The sequence below is a fragment of the Nostoc sp. LEGE 06077 genome, from assembly GCF_015207705.1.
Taxonomy (GTDB): domain Bacteria; phylum Cyanobacteriota; class Cyanobacteriia; order Cyanobacteriales; family Nostocaceae; genus Nostoc_B.
This window is the reverse complement of record NZ_JADEWI010000082.1, coordinates 1-24,783: the sequence shown is the minus strand read 5'-3', so window position 1 is coordinate 24,783 and position 24,783 is coordinate 1. Positions and strand designations below refer to the sequence as shown.

Below are 24,783 nucleotides of genomic sequence, written 5' to 3'. Positions count from 1 at the left end.
GGGCTTATGACTTCGTGTCCCAAGAATTGCGGGCAGCCGAAGATCCAGAATTTGAAACTTTCTATACCAAAAACATTTTGCTGAACGAGGGTATCCGCGCTTGGATGGCTCCTCAAGATCAGCCTCACGAACAATTTATCTTCCCTGAGGAGGTTCTACCTCGTGGTAACGCTCTCTAATAGACCCGCAGTGATGGGCGGCGGTCGTGACCAAGAATCTACCGGTTTTGCTTGGTGGTCTGGTAACGCCCGTTTGATTAACCTGTCTGGTAAACTTCTAGGCGCTCACGTTGCTCATGCTGGCTTAATTGTATTCTGGGCTGGAGCAATGACTTTGTTTGAAGTTGCTCACTTTGTCCCAGAAAAGCCCATGTATGAACAGGGCTTGATTCTTCTACCCCACCTCGCTACTTTAGGCTGGGGTGTAGGCCCAGGTGGTGAAGTTATTGATACCTTCCCCTACTTTGTAGTGGGTGTACTTCACTTAATTTCCTCCGCAGTCTTGGGTTTTGGCGGTATCTATCACGCCGTTCGTGGCCCAGAAACCTTAGAAGAGTATTCTTCCTTCTTCGGTTATGACTGGAAAGACAAGAACAAGATGACCAACATCATCGGGTTCCACCTAATTATCTTGGGCTGTGGTGCGTTGTTACTAGTGCTGAAGGCGATGTTCTTCGGTGGTATCTATGACACCTGGGCTCCTGGTGGTGGTGATGTGCGCGTTATTAGTAACCCCACTCTAAACCCAGCAGTTATCTTCGGCTATCTAATCAAAGCTCCCTTTGGTGGCGAAGGTTGGATTATTAGCGTCAATAACTTAGAAGACGTAATTGGCGGTCACATTTGGATTGCCTTAATTTGTATTGCTGGCGGTATTTGGCACATCTTCACCAAGCCTTTTGCTTGGTCACGTCGTGCATCCATTTGGTCTGGTGAAGCCTATCTCTCATACAGCTTAGGCGCACTTTCTCTGATGGGTTTTATTGCTTCTTGCATGGTGTGGTTTAACAACACCGTTTACCCCAGCGAATTCTACGGGCCAACCGCGGCTGAAGCTTCTCAAGCTCAAGCTTTAACCTTCTTAATCCGTGACCAACGCTTAGGTGCTAACGTTGGTTCTGCACAAGGCCCCACAGGTCTAGGTAAATACTTGATGCGCTCTCCTAGTGGTGAAATCATCTTCGGTGGTGAAACCATGCGTTTCTGGGATTTCCAAGGCCCTTGGTTAGAGCCTCTACGTGGCCCCAACGGTCTTGATTTAGATAAAATCAAGAACGATATTCAGCCTTGGCAAGCTCGTCGCGCTGCTGAATACATGACTCACGCTCCTCTAGGTTCTTTGAACTCTGTAGGTGGTGTGGCGACTGAAATCAACTCTTTCAACTACGTGTCTCCTCGTGCGTGGTTGGCTACTTCTCACTTCGTATTAGGTTTCTTCTTCCTCATTGGTCACTTATGGCACGCCGGCCGCGCCCGCGCTGCTGCTGGTGGTTTCGAGAAAGGTATCGATCGTGAGAATGAACCAGTAATGTTCATGAACGATCTCGACTAAGTTGAAATCTTTTTTTCATCACTGACAATCGAATTTTTAAAAGGCTCTTGTTCCAAAACAAGAGCCTTTTTTCTGGCAATGCTATAGTAGGGGACAGAGTTAAAAGTCTGAGGTTATTTTGGTATTAGAAAAAACTCTCATTTCTCATCCAAAATTAAAAATCTAAAATTTTATTAGTGGTTCCATTCTAGGGTAATTTCTAGATTACCTGCATCATTACCTTTGACTAGTACAGGTGTTAGCTTCCCTGATTCAATGCCAATATCTATCCCAAATTTAATACTGGCTTTATCTGGTTTTACTTTATTTAATGATTCGGCAATCTCTGTGATTAGGGCTTCTAGTGGGGTTGTGAATTCGCTAAACTGTCTAACTTGAATATTTGGTTTGCGATCGCCTATTGGTGTGGCTTCAATTTTAATATTTGTCCCATCAGCAAGTTCTACTGTAATAATTTTGCTTTGAATTTCCATATTAGTTTAAATATATGCCCCTGCGTTAATTACAGACAAACTCAACTACCTCCCACATTCATAGCTGCTAAAACAGCTTTTTGGCTAACATCTTTGTAAATAGTATCTAAATACTTCATTACCACATCACCAGAATTTAAACTTACTACATCCTCTTCAGTTTTCGCTAAGGGAATTGCCCCTAAAACATCTAAGACTGTCTCGCCCATACTAGGTGCAATCACTACTAAAGATGAATCTAAAGGCTCATGATATTCCCAAAAAGAGCTAAGATTAACAGAGGATTGCTGATGAGAAATTACTTGTTTAACATCTGATATTGTCGTCTTATTCGCTTCAGTTTTAGCACCCCGTAAATTACGTAAATCGCTAATAATTTGTTCTTTCGTTCGCCCACGCAATTGAAATAGCACAAATGGGTCTTCACTAAATCTGTCACCTAATTGATAGTAAATTGCGCCAACGTGTTTACAAGGGTTAGCTTTATCAGGACAAGAACATTTACTGTGTACATCACCCAAAGTAAACGGAAATAAGGAAAGTCCATTAGCTGTAAATACTTCTTCAATATTTTGGGGCATTTCTCCTGCCAATAATTTGGCAGCAAATAATGCTCTTTTAGACATAGTTTCAATTACATAGCCCCATTCTTCATCGCTAAAAGAGTTAAGGGAAAGAGAAACTGTATATGGTTCAACTTCACTACCTTGAACTTTGGCTAATACTTTCGCGCCTTTAAATTCAATACTCAGAACATTACCTTGACGCGCATAATTTCTCGCACGTTCTAACCGCTTTTTAAAGCGATAAGAATCTAGTAACTCTAGCCATCTTTGTGACCACCATTCACGGCTTGCTTGTAATGTGTAACTAGTCATAGTTCATCTCTAGCTATAGCAATTAATTTAAAAAATACTCCACTTTATTCGCCATCTTCGTCAATCAAAGCATTGCGATCAAGTATGAGTAAGTTACGTAGTTGGTCGGTATCCAATTCTGTTAACCATTCTTCACCAGCACTCACAACTTGTTCAGCTAATTGCTTTTTGCTTTCAATCATGTCGTGAATTTTTTCCTCTAAAGTCCCAGTACAAACAAATTTATGTACTTGGACATTTCTGGTTTGACCAATCCGAAATACTCGGTCTGTAGCTTGATTTTCAATTGCCGGATTCCACCATCTATCAAAGTGAAATACATGATTGGCGCGGGTTAAGTTTAATCCCACACCACCAGCTTTTAAAGAAAGAATCATCACAGGTGGCCCTTGCGGATCATGTTGGAAACGGTCTACCATTTCCTCCCGCTGTTTTTTACTGGTGCTGCCATATAAAAAGAAAACTTCCCTACCTAATTGCTTTTCTAAATAGGGTTTAAGTAGTTTACCCCATTCAGCAAATTGAGTAAAAATTAAAGCCCTGTCTCCTTCGGCGATCGCTACATCTAACATTTCTTCTAGACATTGCAATTTACCAGAATTATGTTGTGCTAATGTTGTTTCTTTTAAATACTGAGATGGGTGATTGCAAATTTGTTTGAGTTTAGTTAGTAACGCTAAAATCATACCTCGTCGTTGCAATCCCTCAGCCGATTCTATTTCCACTAAAGATTTATCGACTGCTTGTTGATAAAGTGCTGCTTGTTCTGTAGTTAAACCACAAAATACAGTCATTTCCTGCTTTTCTGGCAAGTCTTGAATAATTTCTCGGTCTGTTTTCAACCGTCTTAAAATAAATGGTTGGACTAATGAACGCAACTGATTTAAAGAAGCTGCATCACCGTATTTTTCAATCGGCATAGCAAACCGCCGTTGAAAAAATTGTTTATTTCCCAAATAACCAGGATTGAGAAAATCTAAAATAGACCATAATTCTTGCAGTCTATTTTCTACTGGTGTGCCTGTTAAGGCAATACGAAATGCTGCATCTAACTGTCTAACTGCCTGTGATTGTTTGGCATCAGGATTTTTGACATTTTGGGCTTCATCTAAGACAATTATTTGCCAAGAAATAGTCTGCAATAATTTCACATCTCTGTGAATTAAGGAATAACTAGTAATAATTAAATTATGCTGATTGACTGCTTCGACAAATGCTTTACCTTTAGGGCGTTTGTCACCGTGATACTGCATTACTTTCAGGCTGGGGGCAAATTTTTTCACTTCCCGTTCCCAGTTACCTAACACAGAAGTAGGACAGACTAATAGTATGGGTTTTTCTAGTACATCCTGTTCTTTGAGGTATAAAACAAATGCTATAAACTCAATAGTTTTACCTAGCCCCATGTCGTCAGCGAGACACGCACCTAAACCCCACCGTTCCAAAAAAGCCAGCCAAGCTGCACCCCGTTCTTGATATGGACGCAATTGTCCTTGGAAACCGACTGGTGTGGGTAAGGGTTTAATCTCTTGATTATTTGTCAGCGCTCCGATTAATTCTTCTAAAGCCCCAGAAGCTTCAAAACTCACCACTGGTAATTTTTCAATCACCTGAGTGTCTCCGGTACTCAGGCGCAAGGCATCTTCTAAGGAAAGTGCCATTTGTTCTTTGCGGGAAGCAAAAAATGTTTGGGCTGTCTTAATATCTTGGGGACGTAACTCTACCCACTCGCCGTTAATTTCTACCAGAGGACTATTCAAAGCCACTAGTCGATCAAACTCAGCTTTAGAAATGGTTTGTCCGCCGATCGCCAATTGCCATTGAAAGTTGAGTAAGCTTTGTAAACCCAAGCGTTCCTTTTGTTTCTTGGGAGTTTCGGCGGTAATCTTCAATCCTAAACGGTTCGCCCAGCCTTCACGATTGGTCAAACTGGGGGGTAAAATTACGCCTAAACCGTTATCTTCCAACCTCCAAGCTACGGACTTAATAAATTCGTAGGCTTGAATCGGAGTTAACTGGCAAGACTGGGGGTATTCTGTTTCTAAACTGGGGGCGATCGCACCATACAATCGAGAAGCTAAACCCAATCCGCGTAAGAAAGTTTCTTGGGGTTTGTCAATGGTGCGGTTTTGATAAACTAATTGTTCAACTGGATTTTGCCAAATTGTGCCAGCATCCAACAAAAACTCTATATCATCAGCCGCCTGGAGAAAATACGGCAGTTTCCACTCAGTTTCTCCCTCGCCTGGAGAATTTAATTGAAAACAAGTACGAAATAGCGGCTTTCCTGTTATTTCCGACTGTAAGGGTAAAGTCCAAGCTTTCAGTGCGGCTTCTAACCGTTCTATACCAATAGCATCTGCAACCACAGTGTTAGATGCACTAGTTAACCCTTGCAACCATTGGCGTAATGATACTGGTAAAGCAGCCATCACCCTAGTTTCAATGATGAGTTGATTGCCCACCATCTCCCGCACTTGGACATCTATTGTACTGTTGAGAAATTCTAAAATTAATTCTTGTGCAGATGCAGGCAAGTCTACAGAAATATCCCCACTCTCAATTTCTTGATAAGTCCGACAAGCTAGGGGCATTTTCGCCGCAAATTTTTCTAAGCGAGTGCCATCTACAGCACTGTCTAAAAGTACTTGCCATCCAGCCGCTGTAGTACCATCTACTTGCTGTTGAATATAGGGTAAAAACTTAGAGCGAGAAATTAAATCTAAGCTCCAACGTCCTACCTGCGACCAAAATCTTAAATCCCCGGCTAAAAATGTGTCTTCACTACTAGAAACATTCAGAGGAAGAGATTGGAGAAATTTAGTTGCTTCGCTGGTATGGAGATAAAAACCTTCAATTTGCCAAGGTTGCAGATATGCTGAAGCGCCAGACTCTAAATCTTGACTGGCAGAATGTAGAGGTAATAAGTTAAATGTCTGATCTTTGCTGTTTTCCAGCATCTGAGTTGGTAAGGCGATGATGTGAGAATGGGTAGGTAAACTGGCTTCAGGTGGTTTTATGGTTTTGCGCGATCGCGTTTGCGTTTGTACCTGTGGTTGTTGGCTGCTGGTAATTGTCAGATTGTGCGAAGTTAACCACTCACTTAACTCTGCTGCTGTCATAGCCAATGGGTGCTGTGGTATATCGGGAGATTTCGTTACATCCCAGTTTACTTGTGGCGATCGCCAAGTTTCTCCCCAGATAAATAAACAACCATTTTGATTTTTTCTGACCCAACTACCGTGTAAAATCGCCATTTTTAACTACTCAGATTTTTATCAGATTAAATTATTGAGATTTTTTAATGCTTATGACTTTATTTTCACTTGATTAACTCAGTAAATTAATTCTTATACTTTTATTGATATTTAAATTCTATCTACATTTCTAAATTATCAAATTATTAGAGAAAATAGTAATGCAAATATCTGTTAAAAATCAAATTAGTGATGCTCAATAATTTGTAGATGAGTAAGGGAATTAATATTGATTTTGTTGAGGATAATGCAGCTATGTTTGCAAAGCTGGTACCATTGTACAACTAGGTTTACATACTGGTGTGATATTGTTTTCGTGTAATTTTAATGATGATTTAAGGAATGTCGCAGCCCGTTGAGGAGTTGTAAAAAAATCTACTTTGTCTACCTTGACTCCACCAGTAGTTGATAAATTACATAGATTGAGATATAGGCAATTTGTAGACTTTTGAGTATGATTAGGCATATTCTACCTGTGGCAATCCAAAAAGATAAGCAAGCCGTCAAATCTACTGCCGCTTGATAGGCAAACATGTAATAAATTTGGCAGAAAATAACTTGTTTATCTTTGTATGTAACAGAAGCCAGCCAGAGTGCATAAATGTTAGGATTGCCACAGAGAGAGAATAGTGTGCATAGAAGGAAAAAAAACTGAATGGCAGAAGTTGAAAAGTCAATATCCTTTGATGGACGGGATATTCGACTGAAGTTAGGCCTACTAGCTCCCCAGGCTGGTGGGTCGGTTTTGATAGAATCAGGGGACACAGCTGTTTTGGTAACAGCTACGAGATCACAAGCCAGAGAAGGCATTGATTTTCTTCCCCTAACAGTAGATTACGAAGAAAGACTTTATGCAGCAGGTAGAATTCCCGGTGGGATTATGCGTCGGGAAGGTCGTCCACCGGAAAAGGCAATTCTCACCAGCCGTCTTATAGACCGTCCTCTGCGTCCTCTGTTCCCTTCATGGTTACGGGATGACCTGCAAATCATCGCCTTAACATTATCGATGGATGAGTTAGTACCACCTGATGTTCTAGCCGTCACTGGTGCTTCCATCGCTACATTGATTGCCCAGATTCCCTTTAACGGGCCGATGGCAGCTGTGCGGGTAGGCTTAGTAGGAGATGATTTCATTATTAATCCTACTTATGCAGAAATTGAAGCTGGAGACCTCGACTTGATCGTAGCTGGTTCACCAGAAGGCGTAATCATGATTGAGGCAGGAGCCAATCAGCTGCCAGAGCGCGATATTATCGAAGCGATTGATTTTGGCTACGAAGCGGTGCGTGACTTAATTAAGGCGCAGCAAGAGATAATTGCCGACCTGGGTTTGCAAATAATTCACCAAGCACCACCAGTGGTAGACCAAACCCTGGAAAACTATATTCGAGATCGCGCCAATGACGAGATTAAGAAAATTCTGTCTCAATTTACATTTACTAAACCTGAACGCGATGCAGCTTTAGATGTAGTTAAAGATACAATCCAAACTGCGATAGCTGAATTACCAGAAGAAGATCCCGTTCGCCTAGCTGCTACTAGTGATCCCAAAGCACTTGGTAAGACTTTTAAAGAAATCACCAAATATTTCATGCGCCGTCAAATCGTGGAAGATAATATCCGCGTTGATGGTCGCAAACTAGATGAAGTACGTCCTGTTTCTTGTCAAGTTAGTGTCTTACCAAAACGCGTCCACGGCAGCGGTTTATTCAATCGCGGACTAACTCAGGTATTATCCAACTGTACCCTTGGTACTCCTGGTGATGCCCAAAATCTGAATGATGACCTGCAAACAGACCAATCCAAACGCTACCTACACCATTACAACTTCCCCCCCTTCTCCGTTGGGGAAACCAAGCCAATGCGTGCGCCTGGTAGGCGGGAAATCGGTCACGGGGCTTTAGCCGAACGCGCAATTTTGCCAATTCTGCCACCCAAAGAACAATTTCCTTATGTAATTCGGATTGTTTCGGAAGTACTTTCTTCCAACGGTTCTACCTCAATGGGTTCAGTCTGCGGTTCTACCCTCGCCCTCATGGATGCTGGTGTACCCATCCTCAAACCCGTCAGCGGTGCAGCAATGGGTCTGATTAAAGAAGGTGATGAAGTCCGCGTTTTAACTGATATTCAAGGGATTGAAGACTTCCTTGGCGACATGGACTTTAAAGTGGCTGGGACAGATACCGGGATTACTGCCTTACAAATGGATATGAAAATCTCTGGTTTGTCCTTAGAAACCATAGCCCAAGCCATTCACCAAGCCAAAGACGCGCGGTTGCACATTCTGGAGAAAATGCTCCAAACAATCGACCAACCACGCGCAGAAACATCACCCTACGCGCCACGTCTGCTGACTATCAAAATTGACCCAGACATGATTGGTTTAGTCATCGGCCCTGGAGGGAAGACGATTAAAGGCATCACCGAAGAAACTGGTGCCAAAATCGACATTGAAGATGATGGTACTGTTACCATATCTGCTGTTGATGAAAGCAAAGCCAAAAAAGCTCGGAACATCATCCAAGGGATGACCCGCAAGCTGCATGAAGGGGATGTCTACGCAGGTCGTGTTACGCGAATTATCCCAATTGGTGCTTTCGTGGAATTCCTCCCCGGTAAGGAAGGGATGATCCACATTTCTCAACTTGCTGACTACCGCGTTGGCAAGGTTGAAGATGAAGTCGCAGTTGGTGATGAAGTGATTGTCAAAGTGCGCGAGATTGATGGTAAAGGACGGATCAATCTCACACGTTTGGGTATTCATCCAGACCAAGCAGCTGCGGCGCGAGAAGCTGCGGCAGTAAATCGATAAATCGATTTGGGATTTTAGATATTCTCTAAAATCCGCGATGCCTTTGTTGTAGGCATCGCCGTAGCTTTTTTAAAATATATCTTTTATATAAATCAGCCGAACGACTAAAGTCTCGGCTACACAAACGAAGCCTGCCCAGCATACGGCAACGCCAAAGCCGAACGCTGGCTAAAAAAATTATTAAGTTGTACCTATAAGCTCAATGTTTAACAACCTAATTTTGGGAATTATAAAAATACGTTCTCAGAATTTTTTGCAATTATGCATTTAACATGGAATGACCTGACTGTTAATTTTGATGATTATAGAGCTGATGATTTGCTCAGTGATTGGTATTGGCTTTTTCCACATCCAATGCATCTATTTCTAATTAGTGCAATTGGTGATATGTTCCTGCAAGCACATCATGATGATGCTGGGATATATTGGCTGAATGTGGGAACAGGAGAGCTAACATATATTGCTGACAGTATTGCTGAGTTCAAAGTTGCTATAGCAAAACCAGAAAATTTGAACTTGTGGTTTATACCACAGCTTATTGGTAATTTAAAATTAAGTGGACTTTATCTAGATAAGGGACAGTGTTACAGCTACAAAGTTCCGCCGTTTCTCAATGGTTCTGTCGAAGTTTCCAATTTTGCGCCTTGTTCGCTTTCGGTTCACTTTTGTTTATTGGGTCAGCTTTATAAGCAAATAAAAGATTTGCCCGATGGAACAGTAATAACAAAAATCAGCGTCAATGACGCTACTGTAAAATCGGACACATAAAGTATCGATTCAGTAATTAAAAACCTCTTCCCTAGTAGGTAAAGAAGAAGTAATACCAATTCACGAAATAACTGATACAAATTATTTCCTTTGCACCTCTACTTCCATTCGCAGAGCGAAGTCGAGGCACTGCTTGCATATCTGTATAATGTTTAAGTGAAATGATATAAACTCCCGTCCCCAAAACGGCTACGGTGTACACACAAGTCTTAAAATTCTCTCTAGTACTTGGTTTCGTCATCTAGCTGTAGGATTACTGAATTTGTGTTCCAGGCGAGTCGGGAGTTGCGTTCTTTGCCCATATCTGCCAGTATGGCTTTGAATGTTTGCCAGCTAATGTTTTTTAACAGAGTTCTTGTTTCTGCAACTGGAGATGTTGTTACCATAGCAATCACTTTTTAACTCATATTGAGAGCATACATTCATCAATTTGTTGTCTTCTAGTCTTCATTTGTAACATTTGTGATAACGATACTTTCTGAATGAGCCAAGTAATCATAATGTGATAAATTTTCTGATTTTGTTAGATGCTTACAGCAAAGAGTTGACAATGTTAATCTGTAATTTCAGCCGTTTGGCTCTTCAACAAAGTGTTAAAACTCCCTTTTGTCAGTTTGTCGATCGCGGCGAAGTTTGGTAAATAAAAGAAGTAGACTGCATTGTTTGCTTTTATTCCACACTTTATTCAACGCATTGTGAGTGCAAAACGTTTGCCAGAAACTACTGCCCATGTCAGAATTACGCGCCAATCCTGGCAACATGGCTTTCTTGAGGGTGAAGTCAGCGCGGGGGATTTTGAGTGGCATTTCCAGTGGCATTTCCGCCGTGGAGAACTGTCTGTGAAGCCATCCCAAGGTCGTGCTTTAATCAAAGAACCCCTTGGTCGCTTTTTAGAAAAACAAGATTATCAGTTGGAGCCAGGAGGCGACTATGCTTTCACTATCCGAGCAGAATTATGAGGATGCAAGGCAAGGGAGAGATAAGAGCCATTGACTATTGACTATTAACTGCTGATTGTGTCAGGCGATTTAAATATCTTTCAATTAATAGGATAGCCACAATGTCATCTATTGGTCTTGGTGGTTGGCGCATTCCTTTGGGTAATAGTTTTGTGAGTCCTTGGGGCGGATACATCTGCCAATAGCGATCGCGTGCTTCTAACGTAGAATATCGCTCATCTACTAACATGATATTTAAAGGTTGTAATAATTCTTGTTGTAATTTTTGTTTCCACTGCTTGGCTGTGGTTTGATTACCCATAACTAGTAAGGAAACAGGATATCTTTTTTGAAGGGTTTCTATATTGGCGATCGCTTCTTGTGCAAGTACAACCTGATGATAATGCAGTTGCCGATCTAATCCCATTACGGCCAAACCACACTTATCTTTACCAGGATCGAAGCCTAGAATTACTGGTTGAGTTGGAGAGAATTCATTTAAATTCATATTCAATCAGCTGTAATTTTTAATGGGGTATAGCAAAATCTATAAAAAATGGACTATTGCAACAAGGTAAAAGAAAGAATGTTCATAGCACAAGCCTTTTGGCAATTCCACATAGTTACTGAGCTTATACTGAGCGTGGACGAAGTATAGTTGCTCTGTACTAACCCATAACCTATAACCTGTAACCTGTAACCTATAACCTCTAATCCCTATTATTTCAATATTTCATGTACTGAAAATAATTTTGCCGTTTTGGATAGCTAATAATTTCACTCGCAGAGGCCCGGCTGTGTATGTATCTTCTGCGGCGATCGCTTTAATATCTAAAGGTTGATCGTATTGTCTTAGCTGGTTGATAAAGCGCAAAAAAGTCCCATCGACTTGTACACCTTCGACAATGCCAGCATTCCTCGCTCGAAATTGGGAAGCAGAAATTAGCAAATCTAGCCGTTGCCGTAGCTGATAAGATGTCATACTTCTGGGATCGGCACTGGTACTAGCCAATACCTCTCCTCCCGAAAAGACTAATATATTGCGTGCGGCATCTCCAAAGAATTCTATCTGTTTTTCTCCCCTGACGTAATTACCTGCGGAGAAAATTCGCACGATATATTCTCTACCATCACTGATTTGTCTAATCAACTGCTCAATTCTTTCTGAAGTTACGTGTAGTATTTGTTTATTTTCTGGTGTTGTACCTGGTTCAGTTAATTGAAAGATGGCATTTTGGTTAGCATCTCCTAAAAGTTGCAGTACCGCCTGACGCGCAGCAATCCTTTGGTTAACCTGAATCACAGCACCTGCCAAAACTTGACCTCGAACCAATGCCAACTTGCCCAAGCGCAGGTCTTGATAAGATTGATAGTATTTTTCTAGTCTGGCTACTTCCTGTTCTAAAAAATCTTGTTGTCTTTCTAATTCTTTGAGGCGAGATTCCCGTGTAGCAATAACTTGTTCTCGTGCAGCAATTTCGACATTGCGATTTTGAATAAGTTTATCTAATTGAGCAATTTTGCGATCGCGCTGTTCAATAATTTCTTGGCGGTTAGCAAGTTCGCGATCACGTTTTGTAATGGCAGCTTTTGCTTCATCAATCGCTTTTTTCGCCTCTGCATACAATCTTTGCTGTTCTGCCTTTAATTGTCCTACAGCTACTTGCAGGGCTTTTCGTTGATTATAAACGTTTTGTAATTCTGATCTGGCTTGTTGATACTGAGTTGCGACTTGATTCAACTGACCTTGAGTGCGTTGCAGTTGAACTTGGGTTTGGGCTTGTCTACCAATAGTTATGTTGAGTTGCGCTTGCGTTTCTCGTTGTTTAGCATTTGCCGCTTGCAACGATTTATTAATTATCTGTAAATCTTGTTGCGCCTTGGTTTGTTCAATTCTCGCTTGGCTTAACTCTGTTTCTACTTGGCTTTTTTGCGCTTCTGCGGTTTTGAGTTGTTCCCGTTTGTTTCTTAAGTCTTTTTGAATATCTTCTAATTCAAAGACTCCCTTACGCAATCCTTCATCCGCCGCAAACAAAATCCCTAGAGTTGAAGCCGAAATTAAGCCCCCAGTGAAAATAGTCACCACTACCGCCGTACTTTTAGGACGAAGCTTAAATAGTGAGAGGCGAGCTTTGCCAACCCGTGTGCCAATACGATCGCCCACAGTAGCAATTACGCCTCCCAGAATTAAAATTGCCGCTATGAGGATGTACCCAGTGGTCATCTTCAGCTACCGAAATGGTTCCAGATACAGCCTACTACTTTCGACCATTGTCTGTGGAGGATGGATGATTGGCAATAGCGAAGATTCATCAATTTATGATTTACCTCCAGCTATGGGTATTATCTGCAAAAACACAATACTTGCCAACTCCACTACCTCCAATTGCTTTGAACAACAAAGAACGCAGGAGTCAAGAAGCCCAAATTCAGAATGAATAACATTTTTGTTTTGACTCCTGACTTCTGACTTCTGAATTCTTCTTTAAGTGAACTGCCTACTTAAGCTAACAGGTTTATGCACAGTAATCTTCTTTTTATGAATAGAAATCATTTTCTTTTCACGTAAATCACCAAGTAACCTAGTGACGGTAACGCGAGTCGAACCAATTGCTTCTGCGATCGCTTGATGAGATAGCTTCAGATCAATTGTGATTCCATCTGCACAAGGAACCCCAAAATCACGACAAAGAATTAATAAAAAACTCACCAATCTTGAACCCATATCTCGGTGAGCTAGAGTTTCAATCATCATCTCTGTCTGCAAAATCCGCGAAGATAGACCTCGCAGCATTAACATTGATAATTCTGGATTTTCCTTTAGTGCTTGCTCTACTTGTTCGATTGGTGCTGACAGCAATTCTACAGGTGTAAATGCAACAGCATGGTAAAACCGATCCGACTTATTTCCCGTCAGTAAAGACAACACACCAAAAACACTATTTTCCCGTAACAGCGCTACTGTTATTTCTTCTCCTGCTTCGTATACCCTGGAAAGTTTTACAGCACCCTTAAGAAGAAAATAAACTCGTTCAGCAGGATCGCCTGGAAAAAAGATCGTTTTGTTGCGTTCAAACGTTTCCACAACCGGCGGAAACGCCCCAGTCGCCATCTGACGAAAAACATTTGCTAGGGCTTTATCTTGTGTCACGATCATCTCCCTTCCCCTACCCAATGCCGGAAAAACAAAGAAACTTATTACCTAAGAATACACCTGAAAAATCAATAAATCACCGTCAACCTTTCTGTACTTTCCTATACTCAAATCCCTAACTTCGGAGTTATTTGTTCATAATGATACATAATTTTCCCCCTTTTTAGCTAGTAGTTGTTATAAGTACTTAAAAACTCGTATTCATCAGGTTTTTTGCAAAAAAATTCATTATATCTTGAGAAGATCTTCAGGAATAGCAGACAATATTTTATGCAGGAAACACACCTATTGAATTAAAGAAGAATTTAGAATTTACAATTCAGGAGTCAAAATCAATCCTTGGGAGAAAATATCCGCCACCGATAAGCACCACAAAACAGCCAATTAGGTGTAGTATCCCACAACATTCAATTGGCGAATTCTGGCTGCTGACTCCTGGATTTTTGTTGATGAAACATGATTTTGATAAATCCTGTGGTTAACCCAGAAAAACAGGCCTCAGTTTCTAGTATCCTCCTAAGAGGATGTCTGAAAAAGTCCCAGATGATACACTAAGCAGTCGAAGTATCCTCAATTCCCCTAAAAAATTTAGACTCCAGGCTGTCATTTCCTCCTGGAAAAGAAAAGCTAGTACAGCTACGCTCAAGTCAAAAACAGCCATTGCCTTGAGAAACGAACTTTCGTTAAAGCAACTGGCATTCAAAAGGCTTCTAGTTTTTTGAATATTAAGTTTGTCAACGTCACACTGTGCTATGGGGATAAAGAAAAATATTTGCTACTGCTCGGACATCCTCATCATGATTGATCCTGTTAATAATTTGTATGCTGAATCTGACTGGAAAAAACGCTCTTGTTACAGGTATTGCCAATAATCGCTCCATTGCTTGGGGTATCGCTCAACAATTGCACGCAGCCGGGGCTAATTTAGGTATTACTTACCTCCCCGATGAACGTGGCAAAATGGAGAAAAAAGTTGCAGAATTGGTAGAACCTCTAAATCCCAGCTTATTTGTTCCCTGCAATGTCCAAAATGACGAACAGATTCACTCTACCTTTGAAGCAGTGCGGGAAAAATGGGGGAAGCTAGATATCCTCATTCACTGTCTGGCTTTTGCCAATAAAGATGATTTGACGGGAGGTTTTAGCCAAACTTCCCGTTCTGGTTTCAATACAGCTTTAGAAATTAGTACCTATTCCCTAGTGCAGTTAACTGGTGCAGCTAAACCGTTAATGACAGAAGGTGGTAGCATCGTTACCTTGACATATCTGGGTGGTGTTAGGGCTATTCCTAACTACAACGTTATGGGCGTAGCCAAAGCAGGTTTAGAAGCGAGTGTACGTTATCTAGCAGCAGAACTTGGCCCAGACAATATTCGCGTTAATGCCATTTCTGCTGGGCCAATTCGGACTTTAGCATCTTCGGCAGTTGGCGGCATTTTAGACATGATTCATCATGTTGAACAAGTAGCTCCCCTGCGACGTACAGTAACTCAACAAGAAGTGGGTAATACAGCGGCTTTTTTATCTAGTGACTTAGCCAGCGGTATTACCGGACAAGTTCTGTACGTGGATGCAGGATATGAAATTATGGGAATGTAATCAAAAGTATGAAGGGTGTAGACGCGCTCTGCGCGGCTTCCCGAAGGGTAGTATGAAGTATGAAATTTTAGACTTCATACTTTATACTTCATAGTTCCTACTTCCTCATTAACTATGCAAATTAGCGATACCTCTAATAAAAATTCTGTTCTGCACCAAGTTTCATCAATTACAACTGCTCGTATTGCTTCTGTTCACCGTGTGACTGGTGAAACAGATGTGCAAGTAACTATTAACTTAGATGGCACAGGCAAATGTCACGCTGCAACTGGTGTGCCATTTTTAGACCATATGTTGCATCAAATTTCCTCCCACGGTTTGATTGATTTAGATATCAAAGCCAAAGGCGACTGGGAAATTGATGACCATCATACCAACGAAGATGTTGGCATTACTTTAGGCCAAGCGTTGCATCAAGCATTGGGTGACAGAAAAGGTATTGTCCGCTTTGGGAATTTTTTAGCCCCATTAGATGAGGCTTTGATTCAAGTGGCGTTGGATTTTTCTGGACGACCTCACCTGAGTTATGGCTTGCAAATTCCGACACAACGAGTCGGCACTTATGACACTCAGCTAGTGCGGGAATTTTTTGTGGCATTGGTCAATCATAGCCAAATGACGCTGCACATCCGTCAGTTAGATGGCATAAATTCCCATCATATTATTGAAGCCACATTTAAGGCATTTGCGAGATCTATGCGAATGGCAACCGAATTTGATCCCCGTCGTGCTGGGACAATTCCTAGTTCTAAAGGTGTTTTATAAATTTGTCATTTGTCATGAGTTATTTGTATTTACAAATAACTCATGACATTGCTTCGGATTTTTGGCAATAAAAGTTTTTTGAAGTCTAATTTTCTGTTGGAAGATCCACTGTTGTGAAATATACTTCTGTTTGAATACCCAGAGTATCAAGACGATTACTGCCTGTATTCACAATAACAGTAGATGAATTAATTTTTGGTAATGGGTATAAATGCGAAAGATAAATTTTGTTATTGATGCTTATCTTTCCTAAAGAAGTTGGTGTCAGCTTTTTGATTGACTCAACTTCCACATCTCCATTACGGTAACAAAGTCTGCCAAATGCTAAGGCTGTCGCTTGTTTAGGCACTTCAAGCACATAAAAATAATCAGGACGCAACCATTCTTGCCAACTATCATCACCACCTTTACCGATATATTGAATCGATGATGAAGATATCTTTGACCAGTTTTGTGGGGACAGTCCTCTAGGAAAAATAATTACTTTTATTTCTCCTTTTCCATCTAGAAAAACTTTTCTGGTAAATGTTCCACTATGCCAATAAATTCCCAGATTATCGTAATTATTAGCTTGTATTTCAGTTAGAGGTTTGGTTGTACGGCAAAACTTAGACCGTTTAAAATCTGGCGATTGAGAGTTAACCCAAATAATCAGACAGATCACAGCTAAACATAGTGGGGCAAAAATCTTCAAAACTCGATGTAATTTCATCGCTATGATCGGCGGAAGTATTATTGCATCCTTTATATCCCAATGAAATTTTGAGTTGGCCGATCGCAAAACACAACGCAGAACAACGCAGATTGTAGGGCTATTTGCTGAAAGTGGATGCACCCAATCAAGGTGATGGGCGACTGAAAGTCGCCTGGTGCAAGATATGTGTTAAAAAAATCTTGGATGGTTCGTTGTGCTACGCGACAACAGACCCTACTGACGGCTATAACTTTGGTCAGTAGTCATTGAACCAATATGAAATCTGTTATAGATACTACCGAACCACAACCGCAACCTACCGACGTTCCGCCAGTTGTTGCAACTGTTGATTTGCGAAAAGTTTACCGCAGTGGCTTTTGGCTGAATCAAAAAGTTGTATCTCTCAAAGGCTGTTCTTTGACGGTTTATCAGGGGGAAACTTTTGGGTTATTGGGGCCGAATGGTGCTGGTAAAACTACTTTATTAAAATTGTTGTTAGGAATTGTTCGTCCAAGTGGGGGACGAGGATTATTGTTAGGGAAACCATTAGGCGATCGCCAAGTTAAGCAAAGTATCGGCTATCTGCCAGAAAACGCTTATTTGTATGATTATCTCACTGGCTGGGAATTTTTAGAGTTGGCGGCTGGACTATTCCAAATTCCTCGGAATATCCAGCGCGATCGCCTTCCCCAACTTTTAGAATTAGTTGGTCTACCTTTAGCTGATGCACGTAAAAAACAAATGCGGCGTTACTCTAAGGGAATGCTACAACGCGTTGGGATGGCACAGGCGTTAATTAATGACCCCGCACTGATATTTCTGGATGAACCGATGTCGGGACTTGACCCTCTAGGACGCTACCAAATGCGCGAGATTATTTTAGGGTTAAAAACCGCTGGCAAGACAATTTTTTTCAACAGTCATATTCTGAGTGAAGTTGAGCAAATTTGCGATCGCATTGCCATTCTCGCCAAAGGTGAGTTAATTTGCGCTGGTTCTCTCAATGAATTATTAGGTAGTACTAATGCTTATCAAGTAAAGGGTAAAGGTGGCGATCAAGAAATTCTTTTGAAATGGCTACCTAACCTTGTGTTTAATCATGATGGTTCTTGGCAAGGAACTTTACAAGATGATTACTATGATTTTCTCGATAGCCTGCGCTTAATGGAGGGTAAAATCATTTCCTTTGATTTAGCGCGTCAATCTCTGGAAGACTTTTTTATTCAAAAGATTCAAAAACAAAATATCTCTGTGTAGTAATTTTTGATATTCAATAACGCATTTTAAATTTTCGATTTTAGATCCCCGACTTTTTAAAGAATTCGGGGATCTGAATCACTTACGTAGGTTGTAAATTGCCATCACAACCTGTATTAATAAATGCTGAATACGTATCTCCGTAAGTTGAACTTTAAATTAACTTTACTAAAAATTCAACTCTCATAAATAATTATGCTTCCGGAAAAGAGTATCCTTCAAGGAAAATAAGATTGTCGGGAAACGGGAATACTTAAGTATAGTCAAATTAAAACGTTTAGACAGTACTTTGCCGATCGTAGTCTCAGAGTCTAAGGTAAATATGTTTAACACAGGTTTATGGAAATTCCTCACCCAGTCATCTATGGGTGTGGCTTTTTATACAGCTATCAATCTTGCTGTGTCGCCCGTCAGCCTAGCTCAGGGACAACCAGTATTACCAGCTTCAAAACCAGTAATACCAACATCACAAACGCTACCGCCGAATCGACCACCAGTCATCCCAACGCCACAACAGGTATCACCAGCAACTGCACAACAACTAGATACTAATTACACATTAGGTGGAGGCGATCGCATCCGGGTTAATGTATTTGAAGTACCGGAATACACAGGAGAATATCAAATTCCTCCCGGTGGCGCAATCACTTTACCGCTCATTGGGAGTGTTCCAGTTTTGGGGTTAACAACTGAACAAGCATCTGATGAAATTGCCAGAAGGTACTCCCGTTATTTAAAACGTCCTTTAATTTCGGTCAACCTGTTATCACCCCGCCCCATTAATATCTTTGTGGCGGGAGAAGTTACACGCCCTGGTTCTTATACCCTCAGTTTGAGTGGTGGCGCAGGGGATAATCCTGGTGTACAATACCCAACTGTTTTAGCAGCCTTAACCACAGCCCAAGGCGTTACCTTAGCGGCTGATGTCACTCAAGTACAAGTAAGGCGGAAAGTTGGACGCAGTGGTGAACAACTTGTGAGCCTTAACTTAAGAGAGGCTGTACAGACAGGTCAGATAGGTCAAGATATTACATTACGCGATGGTGACACCATCTTTGTACCAACTGCATCTAACTTCGACAAAACCGACGCGCGTAATTTAGCCGCCAGCAACTTTGCTGCTAGTTCCAGCACACCCCGGACTGTAGCCATTATTGGTGAAGTCAACCGTCCTGGCTCTTATCTCGTCACAACAGGTGGTGGTGGTGCAGAAGGGGGAGCAGGTGGCTTACCTACAGTCACCAGAGCAATTCAATTAGCGGGTGGAATTACCGGACAAGCTGATATTCGCAGCCTCAAACTCCGCCGTCCTACCAGAACTGGTGGTGAACAAAATATCGATGTTAATCTCTGGCAATTACTCCAAAGTGGAGATGTCAATCAAGACATTATTGTGCAGGATGGCGATACAATTGTGATTCCCACTGCTACAGATTTAACCGCAGCAGAAGCGACCCAACTAGCGAATACAACTTTATCTCCCAACACAATTCAAGTGGGTGTTGTCGGCGAAGTTAAAAGACCAGGGGCTACGGAGATTAAGCCCAATAGTTCTTTAAACCAAGCCTTGTTAGCCGCTGGTGGTTTTAATGATGCCAGAGCCAGCAGAGCCGCTGTAGATTTGGTGCGATTGAATCCTGATGGTTCTGTCACCAAACGCGTTGTCAAAGTCAATTTTGCTGATGGAATTAACGAGGCGACTAATCCTATTCTGCGAAATAACGATGTGATTATAGTTGGCCGTAATGGTTTGACTAAGACTAGTGAAACTTTAAGTGCCATCTCTGGCCCCTTTGGTGTGATTTTGAATGTGTTGAGGTTATTCACAGGATTTTAGGATAGGATACAGCTAAAAATTGGGGACAATAATCCCGGTTTATTCGTCCCCATAGCTGGTAATCTTTTGGTTCAAAGAAAATGGCAGCTTCTTTGCAGTTTCCACCAAGCAACAAACCTTGCAAGAAAGAACCCTTGCAAGGTTTGTTATTTAGTTTGGGTCTTGTTTTAAGTTGGGGTTTGGCAATACCAGCTACATTAGCCGCCGAAACAGTGACTATTCGTTTTGGCCCGTTTCAGCAATCTGTGGCGATCGCGGATATCGAAAAATTTGCTAAAACTGGAACACTGTCCAAAACTCTTCAAGCTTACGAATCTTTATTTACTCCCGAATTACGCGGCTTACTCAATCGACGATTGCAAGTAGATCCAAAATTTGCCGACAAATTCGTGGACGAATTAACTCTTTTGCCCCAAGGCAAACAATTAATTACATCTTTAACAGCAGCTATTCCCGGCAGTACAATCGAAAGTTTGCAAGCAACGATGAGTATCGGTCTGCGTCAAGTCAATGGTTTGAGCGTTGTAAGTTTCCTCAAAGCCTACCCGACGGAAAATATTAGCCTAGATGCAACTCAGATATTACAAATTGCTACGGAATTTAACCCCAACAACTTACAAAACCAAGCCCTCGGCAGCATCCTCGCCAGAAATTTAGCTGTTAATACGAATACACCCTTTAGTCCTAGTTTCGACCCTGCGGCTACTGGCCAAGCAGCCGTACAACAGCAAACACTCACCTTAGAAGACAAACAACGTCAACGTAGTATTCCTGTAGATATTTACTGGAGTCAAACAACAGACACAACAGCACCACTAGTAGTAATTTCCCACGGCTTTGGTGCTAATCGTCGATTTGCCAGCTATTTAGCCCGTCATTTGGCTTCTTATGGCATTAGCGTAGCTGCTATTGAACATCCTGGTAGTAATGGTGTAGCAGTTAATAACACTGCCAATCAAGGAGATTTAGCAAAGTTACTCCCAGCTAAAGAATTTATTGACCGACCCAAGGACGTGAGTTTTTTACTCAACGAACTGGCAGTTCTCAACACCCAACCAGGACAACTGCAAGGAAAACTCAATACCGAGAAAGTGACTGTAATTGGTCATTCTTTGGGAGGCTATACTGCTTTAGCTTTGGTAGGTGGAGAAATCAATTTAGAGGAAGTGCGACAATTTTGCAAAACTTCTCTGAGCGTGGTTGACCCCCTTGGTGATTGGTTGCAATGTGCAGCTACATCCTTAAAAGAGAAGAAAATCCAGTTGCGGGATGAGCGAGTTAAAAGTGCGATCGCTTTTAACCCCCTAACAGGTAAACTTTTTGGTAAACAGGGACTCTCGCAGATTAACAAGCCTGTGTTAATTTTGACCGCTACTGAAGATGTTTTAACTCCTTCCTTAACTCACCAAATTAGACCTTTTACTCAGTTACGCGGTAATAAATATTTGTTAACCGCCATTGGTGCGACTCATTTAAGTATTCTTGACCCCGCATATTCCACTGGGGAAGCTTCCCAAATAATTGCCGAAAAACGTGGTGCAGAAACCCAACCCTTGCGCCAGCTAATTTGTGGTGTCAGTTTAGCTTTTGTCAAGCAACTCACACCAGAGGCTAAGACTTACCAACCATTTTTAACAGCAGCTTATGCTCAGTCTCTATCGACACCAGAAATACCCCTACGCCTGAATGCCGATTTACCCACAAATATCAAACCTTGGCTGGATTTGGCGGTGAAGTGAGTAAATTTCTTGCCAGTATGTTATCAAGGTGCTTTAATAACGATCGCATTCTGCCCATCTTTCTTGTCTGCTTAGAACACAGCAAATTTACAGATGCTGGGTTTATGAGTGAGTGCGTCCAAAAGCACAAACTCCAGAGATTAGACTAAAAGGTAGGACAATTACCATATCCTTAACAGTTAATTCTCCCAATTACTACATAGGAGCATCTATGGAGCCAATTATTGCTATAGTCTTAGCGCTTGTAGGCTATGCATTCGGATCTGCCAAAATTATTAATGAAGGTAATGAGGCCTTAGTTGAACGCTTAGGACAAAGACACCGCACACTTAGACCAGGCTTAAACTTTATTGTGCCTTTTGTGGATCAGATTGTGATGGAAGATACCACCAGAGAGCAGATTTTAGACATTAAGCCTCAGAAAGTAATTACTAAAGATAACGTCTATTTGGAAGTGGATGGTGTTGTCACTTGGCAAATTACCAGCATGGAAGACAGCTTTTATAAAGTTGAAGATATGCAGGTGGCTTTATCTAACTTGGTAACAGTTGAACTCCGTACCCATATTGCCGATAGAACATTATCGGAAACCACATCTGCCAGAAATCAAATGAACCAATCACTGTTGCAGATTGTGAATGAGACAAGTAAAAAATGGGGTGTGAAGATTATCCGCGTGGATATTCAAAGCATCACACCACCAGAAAGTGTTCAGAAATCAATGGCAGAACAACAAGCTGCTGAAATTAGAAAACAAGCAGCTATTTTAGAAGCTGAAGGTGATAGACAAGCAGCAATTAAGCGCGCCGAAGCTACAAAAGAATCAATTCGCATCCTTTCTGAAGCTGTAACTGCTAAACCAGAAACACGGGAGATTCTGCGGTATCTTGTGGCTCAAGAACATGTAGAAGCTAATCAAAAACTTAGTGCTAGTACCAATGCCAAAATTGTCTTTCTTAACCAAGGCTTATCAGAAGGAGCATTAGATCAAATGTTGGGAGATACAGTAGGTACTGAAAGTAATGGGAATGGTCAAACTTGAAAAAGTGCTGAGTTTTGAGTGCTGAGTGCTGAGTGCTGAGTAAAATTCTAGACTCTAATCCCTTGATCTGAACAATGTATCAGCCACTAAAGAGACTTCGCGCATTTCTTTGACATCGTGAATTCTTAGAATATCAGCACCGTTGGCAATAGCAGCACAACAAGCCGCGGCTGTTCCCCAGACGCGTGCTTTGGGATTTGGTTGATTGAGAATGCGACCAATAAAACTTTTGCGAGATACTCCTACTAAGATAGGGCAGTTTAGTGGAGTGAGCGATCGCAAGTTACGCAAAATCTCTAAATTTTGTTCATAATTCTTAGCAAAACCAATCCCTGGATCAATCATAATTTTTTCCTGGTCAATGCCTGCCTTGGTTGCTGCCGTAATTGTTCTTGTTAAAAAAGTTGCCACCTCTGCCAGCAAATCCTCATACTCTGTCATTTGTTGCATTGTTTGAGGTGTTCCCCGAATGTGCATCAATACTATCGGCACACCTAGACTCGCAACTGTCGGCAACATCTTTGAATCGAATGTCCCGCTAGAAATATCATTAACGATATCGGCTCCAGCTTCAATGGCGGCTTTTGCTACATCTGCCCTAGTTGTATCTACAGAAATTGGCACTGTCATTTCAGACCGTAGCGCCTGTATGATGGGGATGACTCGCTCTAATTCTTCTGCCAGAGTAATTTGTGCTGCACCCGGTCGAGTAGATTGTCCACCAACATCAATCATGTCTGCACCAGCAGCTACCATTGCTTGTGCTTGCGCTAATGCCGTAGATGTACTACTAAAATCTCCACCATCACTAAAACTATCAGGTGTTACATTCAATACACCCATTAAATAAGTACGTTGTCCCCATGCAAAACAACGCCCGCGAATGATTAATTGACTGGGCATACAAAGCGATAAAGTCTGATTCTTTTGACCTTTGACTTAGTTAACCCATTCCCTGGTAGAGCCAGGGAAAAGGCGTTGCATATAAGACTATTGATAGTTTACAATCCGGGCAAAACTTTCAGGTTCCAGACTGGCTCCTCCTACAAGCACGCCGTCAATTTCTGGTTGAGCCATGATCTCATCAATATTGTTTGGCTTAACTGAGCCGCCATATTGAATCGAAACATTGGTGTTTTTTAACTGACTGCGAATTAAGCCAATAACTCGGTTAGCTTCTGTTGCTTCACAAGTGTCACCTGTACCAATTGCCCAAATTGGTTCATAGGCAATTACCAAGTTATCTTGATCTACATTCACTAGGTCTTTTTCTAGCTGAGTAGTAATGAGTGATTCTGTTTGCCCTAAATCTCGTTGTTGTTTAGTTTCCCCTACACATAAAACTGGGGTGAGACCATGTTTTTGAGCAGCTTTCAGACGTAGATTAACTGTCTCGTCTGTTTCACCAAAAAATTGTCGCCGTTCGCTATGACCGACAATCACAAAACGGACACCAATTTCTGTGAGCATTGGGGCAGCAATTTCACCAGTGTAAGCTCCAGAATCTTCCCAATGAACATTTTGCGCTCCAAGTTGTACACGGCTGCCATGCAAACTTTTAGTCAAAATGTTTAAATCGGTGAAAGGAGGAAACAATAATACTTCTCGCTCTTGGGGCGTTTCGTCTAAATGAGGCAGAAAACCTCGCAAGAAATCTTGAGTTTCTGCCTGGGTTTTAAACATTTTCCAGTTACCGGCAATAACAATTTTCCGCACAGGTGATGTAGTCAAATTCCTAACGCTAATAGATGCATTTTTCAGTCTAGAACTTTTTGGGATGCAATCAGCATTTTAAATAAAAGCTTGACTGCTTTGATTACTACACGCATTCTTCCCAGCTTGACTGGCTTGCCAAATGACTTTTCAGTATCTAAAAAATTTACCCAACTCTTGAATCTATCCCACTAATATCAGCAATATGATAATCTGCTATTGATGAAGATAAGTTGTATTAGGGTATGGCTGGGCGATTTGAAGGATTAAGCGACCTGGAATGGAAGTTGTTTGAAGATATATTCC

At 41.5% G+C, this 24,783-nt stretch carries 20 protein-coding genes and 1 pseudogene; 11 read left to right on the top strand and 10 right to left on the bottom strand.

Annotated features, from left to right (window positions below; all coding sequences use genetic code 11):
- Window positions 1–179, top strand: a pseudogene (locus IQ244_RS29990) (photosystem II D2 protein (photosystem q(a) protein)); the annotation flags it as partial.
- Window positions 163–1,551, top strand: coding sequence for a photosystem II reaction center protein CP43 (gene psbC / locus IQ244_RS29985; protein ID WP_193900329.1), 1,389 nt, complete (start codon window positions 163–165; stop codon window positions 1,549–1,551). The pseudogene IQ244_RS29990 and the gene psbC, both read left to right, overlap by 17 nt.
- 173 nt (window positions 1,552–1,724) lie before the next feature.
- Here psbC and IQ244_RS29980 read toward each other — a convergent pair whose 3' ends face one another.
- Genes IQ244_RS29980 through IQ244_RS29970 form a run of 3 tightly spaced genes read right to left on the bottom strand, consistent with a single transcriptional unit; the run spans window position 1,725 to window position 6,159 of the window.
- Window positions 1,725–2,024 (bottom strand): CU044_2847 family protein, encoded by a 300-nt coding sequence (locus tag IQ244_RS29980; protein ID WP_193900328.1) that lies wholly within the window; start codon window positions 2,022–2,024, stop codon window positions 1,725–1,727.
- A gap of 41 nt (window positions 2,025–2,065) precedes the next feature.
- A complete protein-coding gene (locus tag IQ244_RS29975; protein ID WP_193900327.1) occupies window positions 2,066–2,902 on the bottom strand; it encodes an SWIM zinc finger family protein in 837 nt (278 codons plus the stop codon).
- Window positions 2,903–2,946: 44 nt separating this feature from the next.
- Window positions 2,947–6,159 carry a DEAD/DEAH box helicase gene (locus IQ244_RS29970; RefSeq protein ID WP_193900326.1) on the bottom strand — a complete coding sequence of 1,071 codons (3,213 nt, stop codon included), beginning with the start codon at window positions 6,157–6,159 and terminating at the stop codon, window positions 2,947–2,949.
- A gap of 655 nt (window positions 6,160–6,814) precedes the next feature.
- Between IQ244_RS29970 and IQ244_RS29965 the strand changes: the two genes are divergently transcribed.
- Window positions 6,815–8,971: a polyribonucleotide nucleotidyltransferase gene (locus tag IQ244_RS29965; RefSeq protein WP_193900325.1), complete on the top strand. Its 2,157-nt coding sequence runs from the start codon at window positions 6,815–6,817 to the stop codon at window positions 8,969–8,971.
- 261 nt (window positions 8,972–9,232) lie between these two features.
- The gene (locus tag IQ244_RS29960; protein WP_193900324.1) at window positions 9,233–9,739 is read left to right on the top strand and encodes a T6SS immunity protein Tdi1 domain-containing protein; all 507 of its coding nucleotides are present in this window, start codon (window positions 9,233–9,235) and stop codon (window positions 9,737–9,739) included.
- 221 nt (window positions 9,740–9,960) lie between these two features.
- Here IQ244_RS29960 and IQ244_RS29955 read toward each other — a convergent pair whose 3' ends face one another.
- Window positions 9,961–10,125: a hypothetical protein gene (locus IQ244_RS29955; protein WP_416209797.1), complete on the bottom strand. Its 165-nt coding sequence runs from the start codon at window positions 10,123–10,125 to the stop codon at window positions 9,961–9,963.
- 309 nt (window positions 10,126–10,434) lie between these two features.
- Here IQ244_RS29955 and IQ244_RS29950 point away from each other — a divergent pair, with 309 nt between their 5' ends.
- The gene (locus IQ244_RS29950) at window positions 10,435–10,698 is read left to right on the top strand and encodes a DUF3146 family protein (RefSeq protein WP_062287265.1); all 264 of its coding nucleotides are present in this window, start codon (window positions 10,435–10,437) and stop codon (window positions 10,696–10,698) included.
- A 34-nt stretch (window positions 10,699–10,732) separates the two neighbouring features.
- On the opposite strand, the gene IQ244_RS29945 is transcribed toward IQ244_RS29950, so the two are convergent.
- The 3 genes from IQ244_RS29945 to ntcA form a co-directional block, all read right to left on the bottom strand.
- On the bottom strand, window positions 10,733–11,185 hold the full coding sequence (locus IQ244_RS29945) for a pre-16S rRNA-processing nuclease YqgF (RefSeq protein WP_193900323.1): 453 nt from the start codon (window positions 11,183–11,185) through the stop codon (window positions 10,733–10,735).
- Window positions 11,186–11,410: 225 nt separating this feature from the next.
- The gene (locus IQ244_RS29940) at window positions 11,411–12,901 is read right to left on the bottom strand and encodes a DUF3084 domain-containing protein (protein ID WP_193900322.1); all 1,491 of its coding nucleotides are present in this window, start codon (window positions 12,899–12,901) and stop codon (window positions 11,411–11,413) included.
- 261 nt (window positions 12,902–13,162) lie between these two features.
- Complete coding sequence (ntcA, locus tag IQ244_RS29935) at window positions 13,163–13,834, bottom strand: global nitrogen regulator NtcA (RefSeq protein WP_015113299.1); 672 nt, start codon at window positions 13,832–13,834, stop codon at window positions 13,163–13,165.
- Window positions 13,835–14,653: 819 nt separating this feature from the next.
- On the opposite strand from ntcA, the gene fabI reads away from it, so the two are divergent.
- Window positions 14,654–15,430 carry an enoyl-ACP reductase FabI gene (fabI, locus tag IQ244_RS29930; protein WP_193900321.1) on the top strand — a complete coding sequence of 259 codons (777 nt, stop codon included), beginning with the start codon at window positions 14,654–14,656 and terminating at the stop codon, window positions 15,428–15,430.
- 114 nt (window positions 15,431–15,544) lie between these two features.
- Window positions 15,545–16,195 (top strand): imidazoleglycerol-phosphate dehydratase HisB, encoded by a 651-nt coding sequence (gene hisB, locus IQ244_RS29925; protein ID WP_193900320.1) that lies wholly within the window; start codon window positions 15,545–15,547, stop codon window positions 16,193–16,195.
- A gap of 85 nt (window positions 16,196–16,280) precedes the next feature.
- Here hisB and IQ244_RS29920 read toward each other — a convergent pair whose 3' ends face one another.
- Window positions 16,281–16,907: a hypothetical protein gene (locus IQ244_RS29920; protein ID WP_193900319.1), complete on the bottom strand. Its 627-nt coding sequence runs from the start codon at window positions 16,905–16,907 to the stop codon at window positions 16,281–16,283.
- A 258-nt stretch (window positions 16,908–17,165) separates the two neighbouring features.
- Here IQ244_RS29920 and IQ244_RS29915 point away from each other — a divergent pair, with 258 nt between their 5' ends.
- The 4 genes from IQ244_RS29915 to IQ244_RS29900 all read left to right on the top strand — a co-directional run bounded on the left by IQ244_RS29915 (window position 17,166) and on the right by IQ244_RS29900 (window position 22,764).
- A complete protein-coding gene (locus tag IQ244_RS29915; RefSeq protein ID WP_193900318.1) occupies window positions 17,166–18,146 on the top strand; it encodes an ABC transporter ATP-binding protein in 981 nt (326 codons plus the stop codon).
- Window positions 18,147–18,468: 322 nt separating this feature from the next.
- Window positions 18,469–19,983 (top strand): polysaccharide biosynthesis/export family protein, encoded by a 1,515-nt coding sequence (locus IQ244_RS29910; protein ID WP_193900317.1) that lies wholly within the window; start codon window positions 18,469–18,471, stop codon window positions 19,981–19,983.
- A gap of 80 nt (window positions 19,984–20,063) precedes the next feature.
- Window positions 20,064–21,722 carry an alpha/beta hydrolase gene (locus tag IQ244_RS29905; RefSeq protein ID WP_193900316.1) on the top strand — a complete coding sequence of 553 codons (1,659 nt, stop codon included), beginning with the start codon at window positions 20,064–20,066 and terminating at the stop codon, window positions 21,720–21,722.
- A gap of 211 nt (window positions 21,723–21,933) precedes the next feature.
- Entirely contained in the window at window positions 21,934–22,764 is an 831-nt protein-coding gene (locus IQ244_RS29900) for an SPFH domain-containing protein (RefSeq protein ID WP_193900315.1), read from the top strand.
- Between the two features lie 54 nt (window positions 22,765–22,818).
- On the opposite strand, the gene folP is transcribed toward IQ244_RS29900, so the two are convergent.
- Both folP and tpiA read right to left on the bottom strand, forming a co-directional pair.
- A complete protein-coding gene (gene folP / locus IQ244_RS29895; protein ID WP_193900314.1) occupies window positions 22,819–23,667 on the bottom strand; it encodes a dihydropteroate synthase in 849 nt (282 codons plus the stop codon).
- A gap of 87 nt (window positions 23,668–23,754) precedes the next feature.
- Window positions 23,755–24,480 carry a triose-phosphate isomerase gene (gene tpiA, locus IQ244_RS29890; RefSeq protein WP_193900330.1) on the bottom strand — a complete coding sequence of 242 codons (726 nt, stop codon included), beginning with the start codon at window positions 24,478–24,480 and terminating at the stop codon, window positions 23,755–23,757.
- Window positions 24,481–24,783: the final 303 nt, after the last annotated feature.